General features: G+C 66.6%; 21 protein-coding genes. 9 read left to right on the top strand and 12 right to left on the bottom strand.

Translation table 11 applies throughout. From position 1 onward, the window contains the following. Positions 1 to 91 precede the first annotated feature (91 nt). On the top strand, positions 92 to 1,099 hold the full coding sequence (locus tag ACN0T5_RS03215; RefSeq protein WP_417767174.1) for an alpha/beta fold hydrolase: 1,008 nt from the start codon (positions 92 to 94) through the stop codon (positions 1,097 to 1,099). Positions 1,100 to 1,151: 52 nt separating this feature from the next. Here the strand turns inward: ACN0T5_RS03215 and pyk are convergent, their stop codons facing one another. The 4 genes from pyk to ACN0T5_RS03195 all read right to left on the bottom strand — a co-directional run bounded on the left by pyk (position 1,152) and on the right by ACN0T5_RS03195 (position 5,397). Continuing rightward, the gene (gene pyk / locus ACN0T5_RS03210; RefSeq protein WP_417767173.1) at positions 1,152 to 2,588 is read right to left on the bottom strand and encodes a pyruvate kinase; all 1,437 of its coding nucleotides are present in this window, start codon (positions 2,586 to 2,588) and stop codon (positions 1,152 to 1,154) included. Next, on the bottom strand, positions 2,585 to 2,983 hold the full coding sequence (locus tag ACN0T5_RS03205; protein WP_417767271.1) for a DUF1036 domain-containing protein: 399 nt from the start codon (positions 2,981 to 2,983) through the stop codon (positions 2,585 to 2,587). The genes pyk and ACN0T5_RS03205 overlap by 4 nt, the downstream gene beginning before the upstream one ends. Before the next feature lie 129 nt (positions 2,984 to 3,112). Further along, positions 3,113 to 4,429 (bottom strand): glycerate kinase type-2 family protein, encoded by a 1,317-nt coding sequence (locus ACN0T5_RS03200; RefSeq protein WP_417767172.1) that lies wholly within the window; start codon positions 4,427 to 4,429, stop codon positions 3,113 to 3,115. Further along, positions 4,426 to 5,397 carry a DMT family transporter gene (locus ACN0T5_RS03195; RefSeq protein WP_417767171.1) on the bottom strand — a complete coding sequence of 324 codons (972 nt, stop codon included), beginning with the start codon at positions 5,395 to 5,397 and terminating at the stop codon, positions 4,426 to 4,428. The genes ACN0T5_RS03200 and ACN0T5_RS03195 overlap by 4 nt, the downstream gene beginning before the upstream one ends. 232 nt (positions 5,398 to 5,629) lie before the next feature. On the opposite strand from ACN0T5_RS03195, the gene ACN0T5_RS03190 reads away from it, so the two are divergent. The 3 genes from ACN0T5_RS03190 to ACN0T5_RS03180 all read left to right on the top strand — a co-directional run bounded on the left by ACN0T5_RS03190 (position 5,630) and on the right by ACN0T5_RS03180 (position 7,270). Beyond that, entirely contained in the window at positions 5,630 to 6,457 is an 828-nt protein-coding gene (locus ACN0T5_RS03190) for an N-formylglutamate amidohydrolase (RefSeq protein ID WP_417767170.1), read from the top strand. Between the two features lie 76 nt (positions 6,458 to 6,533). Continuing rightward, a complete protein-coding gene (locus ACN0T5_RS03185) occupies positions 6,534 to 6,839 on the top strand; it encodes a DUF1244 domain-containing protein (RefSeq protein ID WP_417767169.1) in 306 nt (101 codons plus the stop codon). Positions 6,840 to 7,006: 167 nt separating this feature from the next. Then, entirely contained in the window at positions 7,007 to 7,270 is a 264-nt protein-coding gene (locus tag ACN0T5_RS03180) for a DUF2312 domain-containing protein (protein WP_306027931.1), read from the top strand. An 88-nt stretch (positions 7,271 to 7,358) separates the two neighbouring features. On the opposite strand, the gene ACN0T5_RS03175 is transcribed toward ACN0T5_RS03180, so the two are convergent. From ACN0T5_RS03175 to ACN0T5_RS03140, 8 genes are all read right to left on the bottom strand, one after another. After that, positions 7,359 to 8,756 carry an NAD(P)(+) transhydrogenase (Re/Si-specific) subunit beta gene (locus tag ACN0T5_RS03175; protein ID WP_417767168.1) on the bottom strand — a complete coding sequence of 466 codons (1,398 nt, stop codon included), beginning with the start codon at positions 8,754 to 8,756 and terminating at the stop codon, positions 7,359 to 7,361. Between the two features lie 12 nt (positions 8,757 to 8,768). Next, positions 8,769 to 9,245 carry a proton-translocating transhydrogenase family protein gene (locus ACN0T5_RS03170; protein WP_417767167.1) on the bottom strand — a complete coding sequence of 159 codons (477 nt, stop codon included), beginning with the start codon at positions 9,243 to 9,245 and terminating at the stop codon, positions 8,769 to 8,771. A gap of 10 nt (positions 9,246 to 9,255) precedes the next feature. After that, positions 9,256 to 10,395: a Re/Si-specific NAD(P)(+) transhydrogenase subunit alpha gene (locus ACN0T5_RS03165; RefSeq protein WP_417767166.1), complete on the bottom strand. Its 1,140-nt coding sequence runs from the start codon at positions 10,393 to 10,395 to the stop codon at positions 9,256 to 9,258. A gap of 49 nt (positions 10,396 to 10,444) precedes the next feature. Beyond that, on the bottom strand, positions 10,445 to 10,729 hold the full coding sequence (locus ACN0T5_RS03160; RefSeq protein ID WP_417767165.1) for an aa3-type cytochrome c oxidase subunit IV: 285 nt from the start codon (positions 10,727 to 10,729) through the stop codon (positions 10,445 to 10,447). A gap of 104 nt (positions 10,730 to 10,833) precedes the next feature. Next, entirely contained in the window at positions 10,834 to 12,252 is a 1,419-nt protein-coding gene (locus ACN0T5_RS03155) for an ABC1 kinase family protein (RefSeq protein ID WP_417767164.1), read from the bottom strand. A 136-nt stretch (positions 12,253 to 12,388) separates the two neighbouring features. Beyond that, positions 12,389 to 13,351: a 5'-nucleotidase gene (locus ACN0T5_RS03150; RefSeq protein WP_417767163.1), complete on the bottom strand. Its 963-nt coding sequence runs from the start codon at positions 13,349 to 13,351 to the stop codon at positions 12,389 to 12,391. Positions 13,352 to 13,391: 40 nt separating this feature from the next. Continuing rightward, positions 13,392 to 14,378 (bottom strand): heme-dependent oxidative N-demethylase family protein, encoded by a 987-nt coding sequence (locus ACN0T5_RS03145; protein ID WP_417767162.1) that lies wholly within the window; start codon positions 14,376 to 14,378, stop codon positions 13,392 to 13,394. Further along, positions 14,375 to 16,225: a M3 family oligoendopeptidase gene (locus tag ACN0T5_RS03140; RefSeq protein ID WP_417767270.1), complete on the bottom strand. Its 1,851-nt coding sequence runs from the start codon at positions 16,223 to 16,225 to the stop codon at positions 14,375 to 14,377. Before ACN0T5_RS03140 ends, ACN0T5_RS03145 begins: the two co-directional genes overlap by 4 nt. Before the next feature lie 224 nt (positions 16,226 to 16,449). Between ACN0T5_RS03140 and ACN0T5_RS03135 the strand changes: the two genes are divergently transcribed. From ACN0T5_RS03135 to ACN0T5_RS03115, 5 genes are all read left to right on the top strand, one after another. After that, entirely contained in the window at positions 16,450 to 18,060 is a 1,611-nt protein-coding gene (locus tag ACN0T5_RS03135; RefSeq protein ID WP_417767161.1) for a sigma-54-dependent transcriptional regulator, read from the top strand. Between the two features lie 125 nt (positions 18,061 to 18,185). Further along, a complete protein-coding gene (locus tag ACN0T5_RS03130; RefSeq protein ID WP_417767160.1) occupies positions 18,186 to 20,144 on the top strand; it encodes a L,D-transpeptidase family protein in 1,959 nt (652 codons plus the stop codon). A 214-nt stretch (positions 20,145 to 20,358) separates the two neighbouring features. Then, positions 20,359 to 21,066 (top strand): FkbM family methyltransferase, encoded by a 708-nt coding sequence (locus ACN0T5_RS03125; RefSeq protein WP_417767159.1) that lies wholly within the window; start codon positions 20,359 to 20,361, stop codon positions 21,064 to 21,066. Between the two features lie 33 nt (positions 21,067 to 21,099). Beyond that, complete coding sequence (locus ACN0T5_RS03120; protein WP_417767158.1) at positions 21,100 to 22,086, top strand: hypothetical protein; 987 nt, start codon at positions 21,100 to 21,102, stop codon at positions 22,084 to 22,086. Between the two features lie 273 nt (positions 22,087 to 22,359). Further along, on the top strand, positions 22,360 to 23,106 hold a 747-nt coding region (locus ACN0T5_RS03115; RefSeq protein WP_417767269.1), incomplete at its 3' end, for a DUF882 domain-containing protein.

Genomic DNA, 23,106 nt, shown 5'->3' with positions numbered 1-23,106 from the left:
ACAGCTCCGTGATCATGGCCGCGCCCGACCTGCGGCCGGCTTTCGAAGGGCTGCGCGCGACGAGCCTCCGGGGGCCGGTATTCCGAACCGCATGACCACACTGACAATCGCGACGCTTCTCATCCCGCTGCTGATCCTCGCGGCGCTGGCGCTGATCGCCCTGCGCAACGGCGAGGCGGCGGAGGCGCGCTATCCCCCGAACGGCACCTTCACCACCGTCGACGGCGTGCGCCTGCACCATGTGGAGACGCTGCCGCCGGGAGGCGGCGGCGATGCGCCGACACTGGTCTTCGTGCACGGGGCGAGCGGCAACCTGCGCGACACCCGGCTTGCCTTCGAGGAGGCGCTTGCGGACCGCTTCAGGCTGGTCTTCATCGACCGGCCCGGGCACGGTCATTCCGACCGCGGCCCGGCCGACGCGCATCGCCCGGCGGTGCAGGCGCGGCTGATCGGCGGATTGCTCGATGCGCTCGGGGTGAGGCGGGCGATTGCCGTGGGCCATTCCTGGGGCGGGTCGGTCGTGGCGCAACTGGCGCTGCTGAGGCCCGATATCGTCGAGGGGCTGGTGTTCATCGCGCCGGCCACCCATCCCTGGCCGGGCGGCGTCGACTGGTACTACGACGTGGCCGCCGCTCCCGTTTTCGGCCCGCTGTTCTCCTACACGGTGGCGCCGGTGGTCGCGGGGCAGGTGGCGCCGCAGGCGATCGGCACCGTCTTCGCCCCGGAGGCCGCGCCGGACGCCTATGCGGACGCGATCGGGCTCGACCTGCTGCTGCGGCCGGCGACATTTCATGCCAATGCGCGCGATGTGGCGCTGCTGAAGGGCGAGGTCGCGGCGGCCGTGGCCGATTATCCGCGGATCGGCCAGCCGGCGGTGGTGATCACCGGCGACGAGGATACGGTGGTCTATCCGGACATTCATTCGGCCGGGCTGGTGCGTGACCTTCCCCGGGCGCGGATGGTCGAGCTGCGTGGCGCCGGCCACATGCCCCATCACACGCGCAGGGCGCGGGTCGTTTCCGAGATCGAGGTGCTGGCGGCGCAGGTGGGCGCGGCGAGCGGTGCGACAACGGGCGAAACGGAAAAAGGCAGACCCTGAGGCCCGCCTTTTGCAAAGATCCGGTCCGGGGCCCTGTCGGGCGAACTGCCGGTCAGAGACCGCCGCGACCGTCGCTGCCGACAAAGGCGATGCGCAGCATGTTGGTCGAGCCGGGCGTGCCGAAGGGAACGCCGGCGGTGGTGATGATGCGCTGCCCGGGGCGCGCCAGCCCCTCCTGGAAGGAAATCTGGCAGGCACGGTCGACCATGTCGTTCTCGTCGCGGGCATCGTCGGAGACGACGCAATGCAGGCCCCAGGCGAGCGACAGGCGGCGGGCGGTCGCAAGCACCGGCGAGATCACGATCACCGGCACGGAGGGACGCTCGCGCGCGGCGCGCAGGCCCGTTGCGCCGGAGGTCGTGTAGCAGACCACGGCGGCGAGGTTCAGCGTCTCGGCGATCTGGCGCGCGGCGGCGGCGATCGCATCGGCACCGGTCGGCTCCGGATCCTGACGCTGGGCATGGATGATGCCGCGGTAATTGGGATCGCGCTCCACCTGGCGGGCGATCCGGTCCATGGTCGCGACGGCCTCGACCGGGAACTGGCCGGCGGCCGATTCGGCCGACAGCATGACCGCATCGGCGCCCTCGAAGACGGCGGTGGCGACGTCGGAGACCTCGGCGCGGGTCGGAACCGGCGCGGTGATCATCGATTCCAGCATCTGGGTGGCGACGACGACAGGCTTTCCGGCGCGGCGGCAGGCACGCACGATCTGCTTCTGCAGGCCGGGGACCTGCTCGAGCGGCATTTCGACGCCGAGATCGCCGCGCGCGACCATCAGGGCATCGGACAGGTCGATGATCTCGGCGAGGCGCTCGATCGCCTGGGGCTTCTCGATCTTGGCCAGAATGCCGGCCCTGCCGCGCGTGATCTTGCGGACTTCGGCAAGGTCGTCGGGACGCTGGATGAAGGACAGCGCGATCCAGTCGACATTGGCCTCGAGCGCCGCATCGAGGTCCTTGCGGTCCTTCGGCGTCAGGGCGCCGACCGGGATCTCGGTGTCGGGAACGCTGACGCCCTTGCGGTTCGACAGCTTGCCGCCGACCTCGACCACGGTCTCGGCGCTGGTCTTCGTGCAACTGGTGACCCGCAGGCGGATCTTGCCGTCGTCGAGCAGCAGCCGATGATCGGGCTGCAATGCCTCGAGGATCTCGCGATGCGGCAGGTGCACGCGCGCGGTGCTGCCCGGCGCGGTGTCGCTGTCGAGGGTGAAGCTGGCGCCGTTCTCGAGCATGACCGAATCATCGGCGAAAGTGCCGACGCGCAGCTTGGGGCCCTGCAGGTCTGCGAGAATGCCGATCGGCCGGCCGACCTTCGCCTCGACACCGCGAATCGTTTCCACCAGCGCGTGGAGGCGCGGATGGTCGGTGTGGCTCATGTTGATGCGGAAGACGTCGGCGCCGGCGGTGTAAAGCTTTTCGATCGTTTGCGGATCCGATGAGGATGGCCCGAGTGTGGCCAGAATCTTGACCCGCCTGTCACGCTTCATTGTCCGCCTGTCCCCCCTTGAACGGGCTCCGTCAACTGGACGGTCCAGCTGCTCTGTTCGCCCGTGTCGATCTCGAAAAATCCGGTGCGTTCGAAGCCCCGCGCGACGCAGTCCTCGATGCCCGAAATGGTGAATTCCTTCTCGCGGGTGCACATGAAGGCGCGACCGCCCCATTCCCCGAACTGATCGTAATCCACCGCATAGATGTAATAGAAGCGTGACACCAGCGAACCGGCGACGAGCGTTTCACACGAATTGGCCGGGAGGTTCCACCAGCCTTCGGTTACCCAGGACGAATCCTCACGATATCCGATGGCGACGCCGACCTGGCTTTCCGTCTTGTTGCACAGGCGCAGTTCAGCCTGAGCCGGGCTTGCCGTGAACAGTCCGAACATGAGTGTTGCAAGCGCCGCGACGCCGCCTGGTGTCAAACCCCATCGGACCATGCGTGTCGCCGTGGTGCGCCGTTGCCTTTCGGCTTTTTTCATCATTCGATTACTCGTGCCACGACCCTGCGCGTCATCTTATGGCCGACAGCCTTCCGGCTTGTCAATGATGACGGCTCTGAAGTCATTGACGTTGGTATAGGTGGGCCCCGGTCTCAGCAGATCGCCGAGGTGGTCGAAAAAGCCCGTACTATCGTTTCTCGCCAGAAATGCGGCGGCATCATGACCCGCCGCCCGGGCGCGATCCAGTGTCCCCGGGTCGACGAAGGCGCCAGCGGGATCGTCGGCGGAGCCGGACCCGCCATCGGTGCCGTCCGTGTCGCCAGCGATTGCAGCGATTCCCGGTGCACCGTCAAGTGCGATGGCGAGGGCAAGGGCATATTCCTGGTTGGGGCCGCCGCGTCCGTCGCCCTTGATCGTGACGGTCAGCTCGCCGCCGGACAGAAGCACGGCGCGGCGCCCCTCGGCCGCCATGTCGCGGGCAAGGCGGGCATGGGCGGCGGCGACGTCGCGCGCCTCGCCCTCGAGACTGTCGCCAAGCATCACCGGCTCGAAGCCGCGCGCCCGGGCGATCGCGGCGGCGGCCTCCAGCGACAGGGCCGGCCGGGCGACGATCTCGAACCTCGTTCCCTCGAACAGCACGTCGCCAGGCTTCGGCGTTTCGTTGGCCGGATCGGCGAGGGCCGCGTGGATCGCGGCCGGGGCACCGGGCGCATAGCGGGCAACGAGCGCGCGCGCATCGGCAAGGGTCGTGGGGTCCGGCAGGGTCGGGCCGGAGGCGATGGCAACCGCATCGTCATGCGGCACGTCGGAGACGGCGAGCGTTGTCATGGCGACACCGGCGGGCCGGGCCGCCGCGAGCCGGCCGCCCTTGATCCGCGACAGGTGGCGGCGCACCGTGTTGATCTGATCGATGGTGGCGCCGGAGCGCAGCAGGGCGCGGGTCACCGCCTGCTTGTCGGCGAGCGACACGCCCTCGACCGGGGCGATCCAGTTGGCCGAGCCGCCGCCGGACAGGAGCACGACGACATGATCCTGCGCAGCGGCGCCGGCGACGAGGTCGAGCGTGCGCCGGGTGGCATCGATGCCGGCCTGATCCGGGACCGGATGGCCGGCCTCCACGGTCTCGATGATCCGGGTCGGGCGGGCGTAGCCGTGCCGGGTGACGCAAAGGCCGCGCAGCCGGTCCGGACCGAGGCCGTGGCGCTCCATGTAGACGCGCTCGGCGACCTGGATCATCGCGCCGGCTGCCTTGCCGGCGGCAAGCAGCAGGATGCGGCCACCGTCGAGGGGGGCGGGCAGGCGCGGCGGCAGGCAGGTTTCCGCGCGAGCCGCGTCGACTGCCGCCGTGAACAGGTCTGCCAAGATGCCCCTCAGGGCAGCTGCGTCGGTCATCGAGGATCCTTTCTTGTCAGATGTCGCCGGCTTCGGTGCGCCGGTCTGCTCACCGCGACCCCGGCATTGGAGCGGGGGCGGGCAATGTAGATTCCGGCGAGGATCACCGCGCCGCCGGCTCCTTGCGCAATGCTGACGCTTTCGCCGAGGAAAACGTAGCCCATCGTGGCAGCCGCCACCGCCTCGAGAAAGATCACGAGGGCCGAGAACCCGGCCGACAGCGTGCCAAGCGCGTAGGCAAGCAGGCCCTGGCCGGCGGCATGGCTGAAGATGCCGAGCGCCACCAGCATGGCGATGCCTTTCACGGAGGAGGGGAGCAAGACCTCCTCCAGCGCCAGCGCCGCAACGAACAGGACGGCGGCGGTCACCAGCGTGCTGCGGTAGACGAGCAGGCCCGGGGTCATGCCGGCGACGCCTCGGCGGGCGAAGCGCATGGCAATGAAATAGCCGCCGAAGAAGAGCGATGTGACAAGGCCGAAGAAATCGCCGTCGAGGCGTTCGGGAGCGAGCGCGAAACTGCTGCCGACCAGCATGGCCGCTCCGCACAGGCACACGGCAAGGCCGAGCGCCATGGGGCGGGTGACCGGCTCCTTGAGCAGCGCGCCGGAGGCGAGCATCACCCAGAACGGGGCAAGTGTGGCAAGCAGCGTGGCGTTGGCGGCCGTGGTGTTCATGATCGCCAGATGCCAGAAGAAGAGATCGCCGGCAAAGAGCACGCCGGCGGCGATTGTCGCCCGGTTCCAGCGGGGCAGCGGGACGTCGGTACGCCGTTCCAGCCGGGCCCACACGGCAAGCACCGGCAGCGCCAGCGCGGCGCGCCAGAAGGCACTTGCGAAGGGGCCGACATCCGCATGGCGAACGAAGACGGGCGAGACCCCCATGGCGATCGCGCCGGCGACCAGCGCGACCAGGGCGGCAACAACGCGCCGGTCCGGCGTGGTGGCAAGGGGAGGCGTGGCGGTGGTCATGCGGGCGGGATCTCTCGGAGCATGCGAAGGCCGGCTGCCCGTGTCCGGAGAGCCTGGCAGCCAGGCAGACTACGGTCAGGCCGGCCCCGTGTCTCTTGCAAATCCCTGATAGATGATATCTCCGCAGACGATCAATATGCGGTTGAAAGGCGCTCGCGGATGTGGTGCACAGACGGGCCGCGCCGCGATGCCGCCTGTGCGCTTCCGAAATGTCCCATCTGCCGGTGTTTCCATGACCGAGACCAGTTCGCCTGCATCTCCGCCAGCCGCGTCTCCCTCGCCGGACGTGACGCCGTTCGAGCATATTGCCGGCGACCGGTCGAAGGGCCTGCTGCTGTTGTGCGACCATGCCAGCAATGCCTTGCCGGCCCGCTATGGCTCGCTCGGCCTTCCCGACAGCGAGTTTCGCCGTCACATCGCCTATGATATCGGCGTGCGGGACCTGACCTTGAAGCTGGCGCAGGCTTTCGACGCGCCGGCCCTGATGACCACCTATTCGCGGCTGTTGATCGACCCGAACCGGGGCGAGGACGATCCGACACTCGTGATGCGGTTGTCCGACGGTGCCGTGGTGCCGGGCAATGCAGCCCATGACGCGGCCGAGCGGGCGCACCGCCTTGCGACCTATCACCGGCCCTATCACGACGCGATCACGGCCGAGATCGATGCGGCGATCGCCGACGGCCATCCGCCCGCCATACTGTCGATCCACAGCTACACGGCGGTGTGGCGCGGGGTGCCGCGGCCCTGGCATGCGGGCGTGCTGTGGGATCGCGATCCGCGTTTCGCAGTGCCCCTGCTGGAGGGCCTGAAGGAGGATCCGGGTCTGGTCGTGGGTGACAACGAGCCCTATGACGGGGCCTTGAAGAATGACTGCATGTACCGCCATGGTACGGTGCGCGGCCTTGCCCATGCGCTGCTCGAGGTGCGGCAGGACCTGATCGCGGACCCGGCTGGCGTGGCTGCCTGGGCGGAACGGCTGGTGCCGGTGCTGGCGCGCATCCTGGCAAGCGGCGAGGCGCTGAACGAGATCCGCCATTACGGATCGCGCTGCGACTGAGCGGAGCGAGCCGGCGCTGGCGCGAAACTGACATGAAACCCGGCAGGAGGCCGGTACGACAATCGGAGAGATCGCAATGGCCGAACTGGACGAGGCAACCCGGACGGAACTGGAGGCGGCGGCGTTTCGCCGGCTGGTCTCGCATCTGCGCAACCGCACGGACGTGCAGAACATCGACATGATGAACCTGGCCGGTTTCTGCCGCAACTGCCTGTCGAACTGGTACAAGGACGCGGCCGACGAGCGCGGCCTCGAGCTCGACAAGGAGGCGGCGCGCGAGATCGTCTACGGCATGCCCTATGCCCAGTGGAAAGCCGCCCACCAGAGCGAGGCGAGCCCCGCGCAGGCCGTTGCCTTCGAGAAGGCAAAGCCGCACGAGTGAGCCCGAAAGCAGCCGGCGCCTGTGAATGATGTTCTTTTTTCGTTCACAGCGCTTGCAAGCCGGCGCATTTCCGCGCAAGGAAAACACCGACCAGATCCGCGATGCGCCTTGCGCGTCTCGCGATGTCCCACCACCCCGTCCTGACCCCAGTTGAGGAGAACACGATAATGTCCGATCCAGGCGGCGTCGCCGGCGATCAGCTGCGCGCTTTCGTCGAGCGCATCGAGCGGCTCGAGGAAGAGAAGAAGGTCATTTCCGACGACATCAAGGATGTCTATGCGGAGGCCAAGGGCACCGGCTTCGACGTGAAGATCCTGCGCAAGGTGATCTCGCTTCGCAAGAAGCAGCCGCACGAGCGCGAGGAGGAGGACGCGATCCTCGACCTCTACATGCATGCGCTGGGCATGGCCGGGCCTGCCAACGACGCCTGAGCGTCGTTCCCCGATCTGCGGGCAAACGAAAAGCGGCGCGCCAGGGGCGCGCCGCTTTTTTGTTTTCAACCATTGGCTGGCGCCGGGGTCAGATCGCCTTGACGATGCCCTCGGTCATCTTCTTGGCATCGCCGAACAGCATCATCGTCTTGTCGAGGAAGAACAGCTCGTTCTGGATGCCGGCATAGCCCGAACCCATGCCGCGCTTGACGAAGAGGACGGTGCCGGCCTTGTCGACGTCGAGGATCGGCATGCCGTAGATCGGCGACTGGGGATCGTCGCGGGCGGCCGGGTTGGTGACATCGTTGGCGCCGATGACGTAGACGACGTCGGCCTGGGCGAACTCCGAGTTGATGTCCTCCAGCTCGAACACCTCGTCATAGGGCACCTGCGCCTCGGCCAGAAGCACGTTCATGTGGCCCGGCATGCGGCCGGCGACCGGATGGATCGCGTATTTGACCTCGACGCCTTCCTCCTTGAGCACGTCGGCAAGCTCGCGCAGCGCGTGCTGCGCCTGCGCCACCGCCATGCCGTAGCCCGGCACGATGATGACCTTGCTGGCGTTCTTCATGATGAAGGCGGCATCCTCGGCCGAGCCCTGCTTGACCGGACGCTCTTCCCCGCCGCCGCCGCCGGCCGCCGCGGTCTCGCCGCCGAAGCCGCCGAGAATGACGGAGATGAAGGAGCGGTTCATGCCCTTGCACATGATGTAGGACAGGATCGCGCCCGAAGAGCCGACCAGCGCGCCGACGACGATCAGCGCCATGTTGCCGAGCGTGAAGCCGATGCCGGCCGCGGCCCAGCCCGAATAGGAGTTGAGCATCGACACGACGACGGGCATGTCGGCGCCGCCGATCGGGATGATGATCAGGCCGCCGAAGACGAGCGACAGGATGACGATCAGCCAGAAGACCGTGTGGCTCTCCGTCGCGACGAAGACGGCGATCAGCAGCACGATCAGGGCGGCGAGGCCGCCATTGATGACGTGCCGCATGGGCAGCATGATCGGCGCGCCGGACATGCGCCCGTCGAGCTTGGCGAAGGCGATGACCGAGCCGGTGAAGGTGATCGCACCGATGGCGACGCCGAGCGACATTTCCACCAGGCTGGCGCCGTGGATCTGTCCGACCTCGCCGAGACCGAAGGCCTGCGGCGCATAAAGCGCGCCGGCGGCAACCATCACCGCCGCCATGCCGACCAGCGAGTGGAAGGCGGCGACGAGCTGCGGCATGGCGGTCATCGGCACCCGCTTGGCGGTGACGGCGCCGATGCCGCCGCCGATCGCTAGGCCGCCGACGATCATCAGCAGGCCGCTGCCGCCGGGGGCGGCGACCAGCAGCGTCGTGACGATGGCGATGCCCATGCCGGTCATGCCGTAGAAATTGCCCTGGCGCGACGTCTCCGGGCTGGAAAGCCCGCGCAGCGCCAGGATGAAGAGAACGGCCGAAACCATGTAGAGGACGGCCGTGACATTGGCGGAAAGCATGTGTCCGGCCTCCTATTTCTGCTTTTTCTTGTACATGGCGAGCATGCGCTGGGTGACGAGGAAGCCGCCAAAGATATTGACGCTCGCCATGATCAGCGCGAGGAAGCCGAAGCCGCGCGCGTAGCCCGCGCCCTCCGCCGCGAGATCCGCGCCGACGGCGAGAAGCGCGCCGACCACGATGACGCTCGAGATCGCGTTGGTGACCGACATCAGCGGCGTGTGCAGGGCCGGCGTCACCGACCAGACCACGTAGTAGCCGACGAAGATCGCCAGCACGAAGATGGCGAACTGGAAGACGAACGGGTCGATCGCCCCGCCGGTTGCGGCGGAGGCTGCGTGGGCAAGGCTGTCGCCCATGCCGCCGGCGAGCTGGTCGGCATAGCCCTGGGCGGCGTCCGCCGCCGCCTGGGCCGTGTCGGCCGCGTCACGGGCTGCCTCGGCCGCCGCGCGTGCGCGTTCGAGCGTTTCGGTTGCGTTGAGTTCCGACATCGCGTCCCCCTTATCCGGTTGCCGGCGCGAAGGCCGGATGCACCACCTGGCCGTCACGGGTCAGAACGGTCGCCTTGACCAGTTCGTCCTCCCAGTTGACGGCGATGGCCTTGGCGTCCTTGTCGACCAGGGTCTCGGCGAAGGCGAAGAGGTTCTTCGCGTAGAGCGCCGAGGCCGAGGCGGCGATCCGCCCGGGCACGTTGAGATGGCCGACGATGCGCACGTCGCCGACCTGGGCGATCTTGCCCGGCTCGGCGCCCTCGACATTGCCGCCGCGCTCGACCGCGAGGTCGACGATGACAGCGCCCGGCTTCATCGCGGCCACCATCTCCTTGCTGATCAGCTTCGGCGCGGGGCGTCCGGGGATCAGCGCGGTGGTGATGACGATGTCCTGCTTGGCGATGTGGGAGGCGACCAGCTCGGCCTGCTTCTTCTTGTACGCGTCCGACATTTCCTTGGCGTAGCCGCCGGCGGTCTCGGCCTGCTTGAACTCGTCGTCCTCGACGGCGATGAACTTCGCGCCGAGCGATTCGACCTGTTCCTTGGCCGCGGGGCGCACGTCCGTGGCGCTGACCACGGCGCCGAGACGGCGGGCGGTGGCGATCGCCTGGAGACCGGCGACACCGGCGCCCATGACGAAGACGCGGGCGGCGGGAACGGTGCCGGCGGCGGTCATCATCATCGGCATGGCGCGGTCATATTCGGCGGCGCCGTCAATGACGGCCTGGTAGCCGGCGAGATTGGCCTGCGAGGACAAAACGTCCATCACCTGGGCACGGGTGATGCGCGGCATGAACTCCATGGCGAAGGCGGAGATGCCGGCCTCGCCCATGGCCTTGACCGCGTCCTCGTGGCCGTGCGGATCCATCGTCGCGATGACGATCGCGCCCTTGCCGATCAGGGCGAGCTCGGCCGTCGACGGGCGGCGCACCTTGAGCACCATGTCGGCGCCGGACAGGGTCGTCTTGGCGCTGGCGGCGATCTTCGCACCGGCGGCCTCGTATTCGGCATCGACGATGCGCGACAGGGTTCCAGCGCCCTTCTCGACCGTGACCTCGAAGCCGAGAGCGATGAAACGCTTCACGGTGTCGGGCGTCGCGGCGACGCGTGTTTCTCCTGCCTCGCTCTCGCGGGGCACTGCGAGTTTCATCGGTTGTCTCCTCCCAGGCTTGCAGTCGGTTGTCCGCGAAGGGGACAGGTCAGGCGGTGGTCAGGATCGCGAGGAGCCCGGTGATCCCGAAGACGACGGCGGAGGGGATCCAGCCCTTCTCGCCGGCGAACAGGCCGATGGCGGCCGCGACGAATGTCGCGATGAGGGCCACCCAGCCGAAGAACGTGCCGGCGCCGCCGCCGAAGGCGAACAGGGCGAGGCAGAGCATGATGTTGATGACGGCAATGGTGCCGACCTTGGAGAAGTTGATGAAGCCGGCATAGGTGCGCTCGTGCTCGGCGTAGTCCATCGACGGAGCAGTCTGGTCTGCCATGTGTCCCCCTTGCGTGGTCTGACGGGATGTTTGGCCGTACTTATAGCAGAGACCTTCCCACGGGCAACGCGATGTTTTGCGCTGCAAACGCGTGCGGGAGAACGTTATTCCGCCGCCGGGCGGTCTTCGGCAACAACCGCCGGGTCAATACCGGAGGGAGCAAGCCCGGCAAGGGACAGGGCGCCCGCCTGCCGCCGCGCCACCGTGGCGGTGTCGAAGTCCTCGATCTGCTCGTTGAACAGGCGGTAGAAATTGAGCTCCGCGCCCAGATGCAGGAAGACGGCGCCGAGGCCGATGGCGGCGCGGTCCATGAAGACGAATTCGCGCGGCACGGTGACGGGACCGAGTTCCTTCAGGGCCTTGTGGACGCGGAAGGCCTCCTTGCGCCCGTATTCGGCCGGCTTGGTGCCATCGGCGATGGAGCGGACGCGGTCGGTCAGCAGCGGCCCGTAGATGAAGCGCGCCCAGATGTTGAGGATCCCGATCAGGTCCTTCGTCAGCCCCTTGAAGCCCCAGCGCTCGTAGGCGGAGACAATGCGCGCCTCGTCGTCCTCCAGAAGGCCGCGATAGAGGTCGACGACGCCCTTGACGAAGGCCGGCGGGAAGATGCGGATGCAGCCATAGTCGAGCAGGTTGATCCCCTGCGGCGCGCCGCCTTCCGAAAAGACCGTGTAATTGCCCAGATGCGGGTCGCCATGAATGATGCCGTAATGGCTGAAGGGATGCCACCAGGCCCGGAACATCACCTCGGCCAGCCGGTTGCGGTCCTCCAGTTCCCGTTCCTTGAAGGCCAGCATCGGCTCACCCTCGAGCCAGCCCATGGTGAGCAGACGTCCTGTGGAGAGTTCCTCGTGGATCTCCGGCACGCGGATGCGGGGCTCGTCCCGGAAGATGTGGCGATAGACGGCCGCCTGCGCGGCCTCGCGGACATAGTCGAGCTCCTCGCGCACCCGGTCGCCGATTTCGCGGGCGATCTCGCGGGTGTCGATCGCCGGGCTCATGCGGCGATGCAGGGAAAAGAGCAGGCCGAGCTGTTTCAGGTCGGCCTCCACCGCCGAGGCCATGTCGGGATATTGCAGCTTGCAGGCAAGGGGCACGCCGTCCTTCGAAACGGCCCTGTGGACCTGGCCGAGGGAGGCGGCGGCGGCGGGTTCCTTGTCGAAGCTGGCGAAGCGCGCCTGCCAGTCGCGGCCAAGTTCGGCCGACATGCGGCGCTTGACGAAGGCCCAGCCCATGGGCGGGGCGGCCGACTGGAGCTGCGCCAGCTCGGCCGCGTATTCGGGCGGGATCGCATCGGGAATGGTCGACAGGAGCTGCGCCACCTTCATCAGCGGGCCCTTGAGCCCGCCGAGGGCGGCGGCCAGCTCGGCCGCCTGCCGGCCATTGTCGATCTCGTAGCCGAAGACGCGCGAGCCGGCGAGTTTTGCCGCCAGTCCGCTCATGTTGGCACCGACGCGCGCATAACGGCCGACACGGGCACTGAGGCGGTTCTTTTCACTGTCGCGGGCGGGCGGCTTGCTCATCGTCTCTCCGAGAAGGGTGTCCGGTGCGGACGTCGTTCCTCCTCAGATATAGTGGATCGAGGCGGAAGTGACAGCGGGCGGGTTGTCGCTGCCGGCAGGGTGTCAGCCGGCGCTGCGAGAGTTCTTTTACCTTCTCTCAATCTGATGGAATAATAGGGTCATCCGCTGCGTGGGGGCCGGGGACAAGGCCCGCTGGCACCACATTTGCTGCGCCGAGTATATGTTTTTCTTGATCGTCGAAGAAAATATGAGCGCCGAAAGCTTTGAGTATAGGTGCTTTTTCCCAGTTCCCGACGAAGTGTGCTTCGTCCGCTGGGGTTCCCCATACTCTTAACGTATTAATTACGCGCTGATGGGCTTCGCTATCACGTGCTGTTATAATTCCAATCCGTATTCTGCTAAAACCGTTTTCATCCAAGTATATCTCTCTAAGAATCGATAATTTCTTTAGAAAATCTCCGAATGGGCCACTTTCCATTGGGTTGGCGGCGTTTTCTGCTTCGTGCTTTCGGAACCCAATTATTCCTTCCGTCTTGTAAATCTCATCAGATTCGGCGCTAAAAACAACTGCATCTCCGTCAAAGGCTATTCGAACTTCCTCGCTTTCCTCGTGCTCCCACTCTGGGGATACCGGTCCAAGCGTGGCAGCCGCGGTGCCTGCAGCGATCGCTGCTCTAACGTCGCTATTCTCATTAGAGAGAAAGAGGTCGAGATTCCACGCTGCAACATAGGGCCCAATATCTTTTCCGCTGGTGAAGCTGCCAGTTACTACAGGTAGACCGTGATGTTTTATTGATCTAAATGCTCTAAGGGAGAGATCTGGAGAATTTCTGGATAGCAAAATAATTTGCACGTAGGGGTCTTTTCCCGGTTCGTTCAGCCTGAGAAGTCGAGATACGACTTCGAAGGCAGCTCCCCTTTTTAATATTTCTTCTTCTTTCCGGATCTGATGCTTGGCGTAAGCCTCAACGCCTTCTGTCTCGAAAACTTTGTGTTCTTCTTCTAGATCAAAAAGAGCTCGTGTGGATATTCCTATGCGAAGAGGAGCTTCACGCATTTTTTGTTTCAATATCTCTATGTTTTTCAAATATTTAACCATATCTTCGCTCCAGGAAGACCGCAAAAAAATAGTAATGTAGCTAGCGATTTTTATCGTTCTGGATGTTGGCTGCAAGCCTTCCAAGCGCCTCGGCAATCGCGTCGCGCTCCGCCGCCAGCCCCTTGTAGGCGAGTTGGTCCGCGGCGAGTTCCAGCAACTGGCGGCGCAGGCCGGCGGCAAGCATTGCGCCCTGCGGGTGGCGGGCGAAGGCGGCGACCGGGTCGTGATGGACCTTGATCGTGAACAGGATGTCGCCGCTGTCCGGCAGGCGTCGCAGGGTCTGGCGTTCGACCCGCACATGCAGCGCCTCGCGCGCGCCGTCCACACGGCTGGTGTCGTTGCCGCCGGCCGAGATGCGCTTGGGAGAGGGATGGTGCAGGCCGGGGTCGGAATAGAGCGACCAGTTGAGCCGCCAGCTTGGACGCCCGACGGCGAGATTGTCGAAGATCCGGGCGACCATGGGTCCCATGCGGCCGTCGTTGAAACCGGGAACGGTCTCGTGGATGGCTTCCATCGACTTGCCGAACTTGTCGGCAAGCGACCAGGAGGAGGGGAAGAAGAGAGCCGCGGCGGCGAGCCGGTAGCCGGTCTCGCCCTTGCGCATGATGACGAGATCCTCCTGCACGAGGCGGGCGGCGAGCGCCAGCGGCATCTCGCTGTTCTCGCAGAGATCGACGCTGCGTCCCGTTCCGATGATCTCAATGCGCTGCCCGTTGCGCGCGTAGAGGTCCGGAAAGCGGGCGGGCAGGTGGCCGGCGAGGAGGCCCAAAACCTCTTGCTGCGCCTGCCGGGTGTTCTCTTCGGCAAGCAGGACCGGGGCCTGCGCCGCGCCGGAAAGCAATCGGTCCTTTTCCGCCAGATGGGCGGCGAGCAGCGCGTCCGGCTCGATCCAGTCGGCAAGGTCAAGCGGCATCAGCCCGACCGTGAAGGGGCGGGCCGAGCCGTCATAGGGCGTGTGAACGAAGGGCGGCGAGGCTGTACCGGCCTTCGGCCCGACATCCACGCCTGCACCCCGCGCCCTTGTCATGAGTCCAGCGCTTCCAGCTCGTCGATGAAGCCGGAAATCACCGACAGGCCCTTCTGCCAGAAGGCGGGATCGGTCGCGTCGAGGCCGAAGGGTGCCAGCAGCTCCGAATGGTGCTTCGTGCCGCCGGCGGACAGCAGCGCGAAATACTTGTCCTGGAAGCCCGTCTCCGCGTCCTCGTAGACGGCATAGAGCGAGTTCACCAGGCAATCGCCGAAGGCATAGGCGTAGACATAGAAGGGCGAATGGATGAAATGCGGGATGTAGGTCCAGTAGGTCTCATATCCCTCGCCGAGGCGGATCGCCGGCCCGAGGCTTTCGGCCTGCACCGACATCCACAATTCGCACAGGGCGTCGGCGGTCAGCTCGCCCTCGCGGCGGGCCGCATGGACCTTGCGCTCGAAACTGTAGAAGGCGATCTGCCGGACGACGGTGTTGATCATGTCCTCGACCTTGCCGGCGAGCAGGATCTTGCGCTTCTCCGGCGTTTCGGCGCGCTCCAGCAGGGCCTTGAAGGTCAGCATCTCGCCGAAGACGCTGGCGGTCTCGGCCAGGGTCAGCGGGGTCGGCGCCATCAGCGCGCCGTTGGGAGCGGCCAGCACCTGATGCACACCGTGGCCAAGCTCGTGGGCGAGCGTCATCACGTCGCGGGTGCGGCCCTGATAGTTGAGCAGGACGTAAGGGTGGGCGCTGGGCACCGTCGGATGGGCGAAGGCGCCCGGTGCCTTGCCGGGCCGCGACGGCGCGTCGATCCAGCTCTTGTCGAAGAAGTCGCCGGCGATCTCGGCCATCTTCGGCGAGAACCGGCCATAGGCACCGAGCACCATGTCGCGGGCCTCGGCCCATGGGATCGGGCGCGTATCGGCGGAGGGAAGCGGCGCATTGCGGTCCCAGAAGTCGAGCTCGTCGCGGCCGAACCAGCGCGCCTTCATCGCGTAATAGCGGTGCGAGAGCGCCGGATAGGCGCCGCGCACCGCCTCGACCAGCGCATCGACCACCTCGCGCTCGACCCGGTTGGCAAGATGCCGGCTGTCGGCGATGTCTTCGAAGCCGCGCCAGCGGTCGGAGATTTCCTTGTCCTTGGCCAGCGTGTTGGTGATCAGGGTGAAGACCGGCAGATTGGCCTTGAAGGTCTTGCCGAGCGCCAGCGCGGCGGTCCTGCGCGTCTCGGCATCGGCATCCTGAAGCCGGTTCAGGGTCGGCTCGAGCGGCATTTCGCTCCCGTCGATGTCAAACCTGAGGCCGGCCATGGTCTCGTCGAACAGCCGGTTCCAGGCGGAGGCACCGCTGACCGACTTCTCGTGGAACAGCTGCTCGATGCGGTCCTCGAGCTGGTGCGGGCGCATCTTGCGGATGTCGTCGAGCCAGGGGCGGTAATGGCCGAGCGCGGGGTCCTCCGCCGCCGCGTCGAGCACTGCGTCGTCGATGCGGTTGAGCTCGAGGGTGAAGAAGATGAGATGCGTGCTGGCGCTCGTCAGCTTCTCCTGAATGTCGCCGTAGAATTTCTGCCGGACCGGATCGGTCGTGTCGCCGGCATAGAAGAGTCCGGCAAAGGACGCCAGACGGCCCATCAGGTCGTCGAGTGCCTCCATCTCGCGGATCGCGCCGGCAAGCTCGCTGCCGGATGCGCGGGCCATGTCCTGCAGACGTCCCTTGTAGCGCTCGGCGAAAGCGGCCGCTTCGCTCCCGGCCCTGGCGAGATCGGCCTTCACCTCCGCGCTGTCGTGAGACGGGTAGAGATCGGTGAGGTTCCATTCCGGCAGATCGCCAAGCGCGTCCTTGCGGGCGGCCGTGTCGTCGGCGGGCGCGCGCACGATGGCTGCGGTGTGCCCGGCTGTGCGGGCGGGCATCCAGATGGGAGTGGCGGTCATGGGCTCTCCGGCGTTTCGGTGTGGGTCCGGCACCGGCGGGCGGCGCGCGATCTTTCCCTCTGGATATTGTGGATCATGCGCCAAGAGCAACGGGCAAAACGGCGATTGCGCCGAATGCCGCGGGCAAATGTGGACGTTTTGTTTACCGCTCCCGGTCTACGGTGCCCCGAATTGAGACAGTTTTCCGAAAGGCTCGCGCGCGCATGATCCCGACCAGCGGACGCATCCTCATTGCCGATGACGATCCCGTCCAGCGCCGCCTCGTCGAGGAAGCGGTGAAGCGGTTCGGCTACCGCGCCCGCAGCGTGGAAAACGGTGCGGAGGCGGTGGCACTGCTGTCGTCGCCCGAAGGCGCCGACATCGACCTGCTGATCCTCGACCTGGTGATGCCGGAACTCGACGGCATGGGGGTGATCACCCGGCTGCGGGAGATGAAAAAGGCGGTGCCGATTATCGTCCAGACGGCGCATGCGGGCATCGACGCCGCCGTCAACGCGATCCGCGCCGGGGCGCAGGACTTCGTCGTCAAGCCGGTGTCGCCGGAACGGCTGGAAGTCGCCATCCGCACCTTCATGAAGATGTCGGCACTCGAAGGCGAGATCGCCCGCATCCACAAGCAGACCAGCGGCACCTTCACCTTCGACGACATCGTCACGCGCTCGGAGGCGATGGAGCGGGTGATCCGCGTCGGGCGGCGCGCCGCCGGGTCGCATATCCCGGTGCTGATCGAGGGCGAATCGGGCGTCGGCAAGGAGCTGATCGCGCGGGCGATCCAGGGCAGCAGCGAGCGCCGGAGCAAGCCGTTCGTCACCGTCAATTGCGGGGCGATCCCGGAGCACCTGGTGGAATCCATCCTGTTCGGCCACGAGAAGGGGGCGTTCACCGGGGCCGTCGACAAGCATGTCGGCAAGTTCCAGGAAGCCCATGGCGGCACGCTGTTCCTCGACGAGGTCGGCGAATTGTCGCTCGACATCCAGGTCAAGCTGTTGCGGGCCCTTCAGGAGGGCGAGATCGATCCGATCGGCGCACGCAGGCCGGTCAAGGCGGATTTCCGGCTGATCTCGGCGACCAACCGGCGGCTGGTGGATCTGGTCAAGGACGGGGCCTTCCGCGAGGATCTCTACTATCGGCTGAACGTCTTTCCGCTGTGGCTGCCGCCGCTGCGCGACCGGCGCGAGGACATTCCCGATCTGGTGCGGCATTTCCTGGCGCGCTTCGCCGCCGAGGAGGGGCGCTCGCAGATCTCGTCGGTGGCGCCCGACGCGATTGCGATGTTGCAGGCCTATGGCTGGCCGGGCAACATCCGCCAGCTTGAGAACGCCGTCTTCCGGGCCGTCGTCCTGTGCGAGGGCGATCACCTTTCGGTCGCCGACTTTCCGCAGGTGCAGGCAAGCGTGGGCGGTGACGGACAGAAGGGCTCCGCGCCCGCGCAGACCCGCCCCCCGGTCTCCGCGCCGTCCGTTTCCGTGTCGCCAGACGCGGAACCTGCAGGCGAAGCTTCCGGTCGGGAGGCACGGACACAGGCCGAGACATCGCCCGGCGAGGAAGGGGCAAGGCCGCAGGACCTTGCCGGCCAGGGTTTTGCCGATGCCGGACAGGGCGCTCCCTTCGGATATCTGCGCTGCCTGGACGACCAGGGCCATATCCGTGCGCTCGATGAAGTGGAGGCCGACATGATCCGCTCGGCCATCGACCACTATGGCGGCCGGATGACCGAGATCGCGCGCAGGTTGTCGATCGGGCGCTCAACCCTCTACCGCAAGTTGAAAGACTATGGCCTCGATGCAACACAGGACGCGGAGGCGGCCGAGTAGGCCGCCGATCCGGCCGTCGTGACTTGCATTGGCCGGCCGGCAGCGTCTTGTTAACCTTGCGTGATGGCGAATCCGCGCGGCCGCAGGGCCGCGCGATCCCCGACCCTCTTTCCGGAACAGGCGACATGGCCCGCTCGATCTTCTCCCGCCCGCTCGATCATTGCCTCGTGTTGGGCCGCATGCTGGCGCTTGCCGCGGCGGTTGGCCTGACGGCATCGCCGGCCGCGGCCACGACGCAGGAGGCCGAGACGGCCGTGCCGGGAGCGGCTGTCGTCGCCCCGTTGCCCGTCGGTGCCCTCGAGAGCCTGCTCTCCGACGGCGAAGCCTTCACCGAGACCGACCGCGCGGTTCCCTACCTGACCGGCACCCGCCGGCAGGCGCTCGCCGCCTTCTACAAGGGGCGCGGGCAAGAACCGCTGTGGACGCGCGACGGCGTGCCGACACTTGCGGCCCGCCGCCTGATCGCGCGCCTGGGCCAGGCCGGCCGCGACGGCCTGCGGGAGACCGATTACGCGCTCCCCGCGGACCTTGCCCGCACCGCCGGTCGTCTCGAGGAGATGCGCGCGGCGCGTTTCGAGGTGCTGCTGTCGGCCGCTCTCCTGGCCTATGCCGACCATGCGCAGGCCGGGCGCATCGAGCCCGACAGCCTGTCGAAGAACATCACGCTCGCCCCCGAGCGCCCGGACCCGGCCGCCGTCATGGCGGAACTGGCCGCAGCCGCCGACCCGGTGGCGCGGCTCGACCTCTACAATCCGCAACATCCGGGCTTCCAGGCCCTGCGCGACAAGCTCGCCGAACTGACCCGTCCGGGCCTCGTGAGCGAAGCGCCGCCAGTGGTGCCGGAGGGCGCGACGCTGAAATCGGGCATGCGCGATGCGCGCGTCGTCATCCTGCGCAGGCGTCTCGGGCTGGACGTCGCGGTGGCTGCGGATGCGCAAGAAGCCGAAACCGGAACCGTGGCGGATGCCGTTGCCGCAGTCGGCGGGGACAGCGCGGACGGGCAGGGTGCCGAGGTCGCCGCCGATGCGGTGGCGGAGGCCGCGAACGAGGAGCTTTTCGACGCCGAGGTGAAAGCCGCGGTGCTCGCCTTCCAGCGCGACAACGGATTGCATCCCGACGGGGTCGTGGGGCCGCGCACGCTGCTGGCGCTGAACGCGGTTTCCGACGATGGCATGGCGATCTCCGATATCGTCGCCAACCTGGAGCGCTGGCGCTGGATGCCGCGCGAGCTCGGCGCCTTCCACATCTTCGTCAACATCCCGGAATTCAAGGCACGGCTGTTCCGTGACGGGGCTCAGGTCTACGAGACGCGGGTGGTGGTCGGCAAATCGTCGAACCAGACGCCGGTGTTTTCCGACATGATGGACCACGTCATCGTCAACCCCTACTGGAACGTGCCCTATTCCATCGCCTCGCAGGAACTGCTGCCCTCGATCGCGGCCGATCCGTCCTATCTGGCGCGCAGGAATTACGAGGTCGTCGCCGGCGGGCGGGTGATCAATGCCGGCGCGGTCGACTGGTCCAGCGTCAACCTGCGCTCGGTGCGCATTCGCCAGCGTCCGGGCGGGGGCAACGCGCTCGGCCAGATCAAGTTCATGTTCCCCAACCGCCATTCGGTCTACCTGCATGACACGCCGTCGAAGAGCCTGTTCGCGCGTCCGAGCCGGGCGTTCTCGCATGGCTGCGTGCGGGTGCAGGATCCGTTCGACTTCGCCGACGCGCTGCTGCAGCTCGACCCGAACTGGAACGCAGCCAAACTCAAGGCGATGGTCGGAGGCAGCGAGAAGCGCGTCGACCTGACAAAGTCCGTTCCGGTGCATCTTGCCTATTTCACCGCCTTCGTCGACGAGGCGGGCAAGCTGCAGCGACGCCCCGACATCTATGGCCACAACGCGGTGCTGACCAAGGCGCTGGAGATCGAGGGCTGGCAGGACTGGCAGCGCTTTGCCGTTGCCGCGCCGGTGAAGCGGGCGAGGGTGGAAATCCGCCCCGCAAAGCCGGTCCGCGAGCGCGAACCGGTGGACATCCGCGCCGAGCGCCAGCGGATGTTCCAGCTGCGCCAGCGGGCGGCGTCCGACTACTGAGCCGGCGCCGGACGTCCCTGACCCGCGGATCGCCGACGGTTGCGTGCAATTCCGCGGTTCAGTTCCCGACGTTTTGAGATACATGTTTGCGGAACTGAAATCACGCGGGGGGCTGCGGTCTGGTTTCGGGTTCCTTGACCGGGCGATGCATGCGCGAGACAGGACCTGACCGGCACTTCGGCAACCGGCGAAACCGAACTGGCGGACAGACCTGATGGCCGATACCTCGCGGGCGAAACCGCGCAATCCGATCGCAAAGCTGGCGCGGAGCCTTGCCAAGCGCCTGCGCCGGGCGCGCGAGGGCGGCGATGAACGTCGTTTCCTCAACCAGGCGCGCGGCATTGTGCATGTCGGCGCGAACAGCGGCCAGGAAGCCCCCTCCTATGCCCGGCTCGGCGTGCCGGTGTTCTGGATCGAGCCGCTGCCCGATGTGTTCGCAGTGCTTCAGGAGCGTATCTCCAGCCATCCCCTTCAGACGGCGGTCCGGGCGCTGGTGTCCGACAGCGACGGGGCGGAGGTCGATTTCCATGTGGCTGGCGAATCATCCTCCATGTTCGCCTTCGCGGAGCACAAGAAGCTCTGGCCCGAGATCGACGCCAGCGGCGTCGTGAGGCTGACCACTTCGCGTCTCGACACGTTGATGCAGGCCCACGGGCTCTCCTCGCCGCCCTACGACGCGCTCGTGATCGATACGCAGGGGGCGGAGCTGCTGGTGCTGCAAGGCGCCGGCGACCGGCTCGCGGGCTTCGAGCGGATTGTCGCCGAGGCAGCGGATTTCGAGGCCTATCGCGGGGCGACCAATGTCGATGAGCTGACGGCCTTTCTCGCCGGGCACGGCTTCCGGCTGCAGCACAAGGCCTCGATGGCGAGCCTCAAGGGCGTCGGCACGTATTACAATCTCTATTTCAGGCGTTCACACTGAGCGGATGCATCACGTGCAGGCGGCCGATTGAAAATGCTGAACAAGCTTGTCGATGAAATGCGGTATTCGGGGCGTTACGCCTGGGTCAGCGCCAAGAACAGGATTGGCATATCGCCGAAATCCGACAAGGCGCATCTGTGCGAGCGTATCGTGCGGGCGATCGCACGCGGGCGCATCCATCCGGACAGTGCCTTCACGGCGGGCGTTCGCCCGGACGGGCTCGGCGCGGTGATGATCCAGCGGCTCAGCATCCAGGCCGCAGCATATGACATGGGCTTTGCCTATTATCACAAGCCGTTCGATTTCGTCGGGCACCAGGAGATGGAGCTCGAGGACTGGGTCCGTTGTTGCGAGGCCGAGTTCGAGCTGGGGCACGGGCTGCCACAGGCCGGGGAGTGCGACCTTCCCTACGTAGAGTTCCTGGACTACGCGGTCGACGAACGGCTCTGGCGGCAGCCGCATCTGATCGGCTTCCGGGAAATGTTTCGCTATTGCAATGCCCGTCCGCACCTGATGGACGGCCTTCCCTGGGGGGCGCGCTATCGCGCCAGGGCCGGTGCGCTCGTCCGGTCGACGCCGGGCAGGCGCCGGGTCGCCGTGCATGTCAGGCGCGGCGACGTGAGCCGAAGCGAGACCACGAAGCGCTTTACGCCCAATGCCGCCATCCTGCGCACCGTCGAAGGGGTCGTGCGGGGGCTCGAGGCACATGGTGTTCCCCATGATGTCGAAATCCACAGCAACGGGTCGGCGGAGGAACTCAGGGACTTCATTGACCGCGGCTACCGGATCGCCGACGCGCCGGGCGCAATCGAGTCGTTCCGAAAGCTGGCGACCGCCGATGTTCTGGTGATGGCGAAGAGCACCTTCAGTTATGTCGCCGGACTTGCGGCGAGCGGCGTCGTTGTCTATGAGCCACAGGGATACGCCCGCGTGCCGCGCTGGGTGGAGAGGAACGAGGACGGAACAGTCGTCGACGAACAGCTTCGCGAGGCACTCGTTCTGCTCGGCCAGCAGGGCTGATCACGGGCCGGGACTGATCGCACAGGGTCCGTTTCCGCGACGATCGGGCGGCGCGCGGCGGCGAAAACGCCCGTCACCGGTCTTTTTTTCGATATTGATGCGCATTTGCCACGATTTGTGCTCATTTCGGAATACGGTAAAGGCTTCTTAACCTCGGTCCCTTACATCAGTCCATCTGGGGGGCGATGTACGGCGGTACCGCCGGCAAACAAGCGAGACTGAACATTGCTCGAGGCATGGTTCTTCAGGCTGCGATATCGCGTGTTGCCAGCAATGGCGCTCGCGGCCTTTGCCTGCGCGCTGCTGCTGCCGATTTCGATCGCCCCGGCGCTTGCCGAAACCCGCACGCTGAAGCTCTACAACACGCATACGCATGAGCGCGTGTCGATCACCTTCAAGCGCAACGGCCGCTACCTCTCCGAGGGACTGCGCGACCTGAACCGGTTCCTGCGCGACTGGCGGCGCAACGAAATCACCAAGATGGATCCCGAGCTTTTCGATCTTGTCTGGGAGGTCTACAAGGCCGCCGGCACGAACGAGGCGATCCATGTGGTCTCCGGATATCGCTCGCCGGCGACCAACAACATGCTGCGCAGCCGCTCGCGCGGCGTCGCCAAGTCCAGCCAGCACACGCGCGGCCGGGCGATGGATTTCTACATTCCCGGCGTCAGCGTCGCCAAGCTCAGGGCTCTCGGCCTGCGCAAGGAAGTCGGCGGCGTCGGCTTCTACCCGACCTCGCGCTCGCCGTTCGTGCATATGGACACCGGCTCCGTGCGGCACTGGCCGCGCATGACGCGGTCGCAGCTTGCCAAGGTCTTCCCGCGCGGCGACACCATTCACGTTCCCTCCGACGGCAAGAAGATGCCGGGCTATGCCCAGGCGCTTGCCCGCCACAAGAGCGGTGCATCGCGCCGGCCGACGGCTGTCGCCAGCGCATCGGCCACCTCGCGTCCGATCCGGCCTGCCGGAGACTTGGCGGGAGGCAGTAACCGCGCGCCGCTGCCGGGCCGCTCCTGCGGT

The sequence above is a fragment of the Stappia sp. genome (assembly GCF_048261845.1).
GTDB lineage: Bacteria > Pseudomonadota > Alphaproteobacteria > Rhizobiales > Stappiaceae > Stappia.
The sequence above is the reverse complement of the archived record's forward strand: the minus strand, read 5'-3'. Positions and strand labels throughout refer to the sequence as shown.

Excerpts from the sequence above, each read along its gene's own strand:
- ACN0T5_RS03215 (WP_417767174.1), top strand. The coding sequence starts at position 92 with ATGACCACACTGACAATCGCGACGCTTCTCATCCCGCTGCTGATCCTC.
- pyk (WP_417767173.1), bottom strand. The coding sequence starts at position 2,588 with ATGAAGCGTGACAGGCGGGTCAAGATTCTGGCCACACTCGGGCCATCC.
- ACN0T5_RS03205 (WP_417767271.1), bottom strand. The coding sequence starts at position 2,983 with ATGTTCGGACTGTTCACGGCAAGCCCGGCTCAGGCTGAACTGCGCCTG.
- ACN0T5_RS03200 (WP_417767172.1), bottom strand. The coding sequence starts at position 4,429 with ATGACCGACGCAGCTGCCCTGAGGGGCATCTTGGCAGACCTGTTCACG.
- ACN0T5_RS03195 (WP_417767171.1), bottom strand. The coding sequence starts at position 5,397 with ATGACCACCGCCACGCCTCCCCTTGCCACCACGCCGGACCGGCGCGTT.
- ACN0T5_RS03190 (WP_417767170.1), top strand. The coding sequence starts at position 5,630 with ATGACCGAGACCAGTTCGCCTGCATCTCCGCCAGCCGCGTCTCCCTCG.
- ACN0T5_RS03185 (WP_417767169.1), top strand. The coding sequence starts at position 6,534 with ATGGCCGAACTGGACGAGGCAACCCGGACGGAACTGGAGGCGGCGGCG.
- ACN0T5_RS03180 (WP_306027931.1), top strand. The coding sequence starts at position 7,007 with ATGTCCGATCCAGGCGGCGTCGCCGGCGATCAGCTGCGCGCTTTCGTC.
- ACN0T5_RS03175 (WP_417767168.1), bottom strand. The coding sequence starts at position 8,756 with ATGCTTTCCGCCAATGTCACGGCCGTCCTCTACATGGTTTCGGCCGTT.
- ACN0T5_RS03170 (WP_417767167.1), bottom strand. The coding sequence starts at position 9,245 with ATGTCGGAACTCAACGCAACCGAAACGCTCGAACGCGCACGCGCGGCG.
- ACN0T5_RS03165 (WP_417767166.1), bottom strand. The coding sequence starts at position 10,395 with ATGAAACTCGCAGTGCCCCGCGAGAGCGAGGCAGGAGAAACACGCGTC.
- ACN0T5_RS03160 (WP_417767165.1), bottom strand. The coding sequence starts at position 10,729 with ATGGCAGACCAGACTGCTCCGTCGATGGACTACGCCGAGCACGAGCGC.
- ACN0T5_RS03155 (WP_417767164.1), bottom strand. The coding sequence starts at position 12,252 with ATGAGCAAGCCGCCCGCCCGCGACAGTGAAAAGAACCGCCTCAGTGCC.
- ACN0T5_RS03150 (WP_417767163.1), bottom strand. The coding sequence starts at position 13,351 with ATGGTTAAATATTTGAAAAACATAGAGATATTGAAACAAAAAATGCGT.
- ACN0T5_RS03145 (WP_417767162.1), bottom strand. The coding sequence starts at position 14,378 with ATGACAAGGGCGCGGGGTGCAGGCGTGGATGTCGGGCCGAAGGCCGGT.
- ACN0T5_RS03140 (WP_417767270.1), bottom strand. The coding sequence starts at position 16,225 with ATGCCCGCCCGCACAGCCGGGCACACCGCAGCCATCGTGCGCGCGCCC.
- ACN0T5_RS03135 (WP_417767161.1), top strand. The coding sequence starts at position 16,450 with ATGATCCCGACCAGCGGACGCATCCTCATTGCCGATGACGATCCCGTC.
- ACN0T5_RS03130 (WP_417767160.1), top strand. The coding sequence starts at position 18,186 with ATGGCCCGCTCGATCTTCTCCCGCCCGCTCGATCATTGCCTCGTGTTG.
- ACN0T5_RS03125 (WP_417767159.1), top strand. The coding sequence starts at position 20,359 with ATGGCCGATACCTCGCGGGCGAAACCGCGCAATCCGATCGCAAAGCTG.
- ACN0T5_RS03120 (WP_417767158.1), top strand. The coding sequence starts at position 21,100 with ATGCTGAACAAGCTTGTCGATGAAATGCGGTATTCGGGGCGTTACGCC.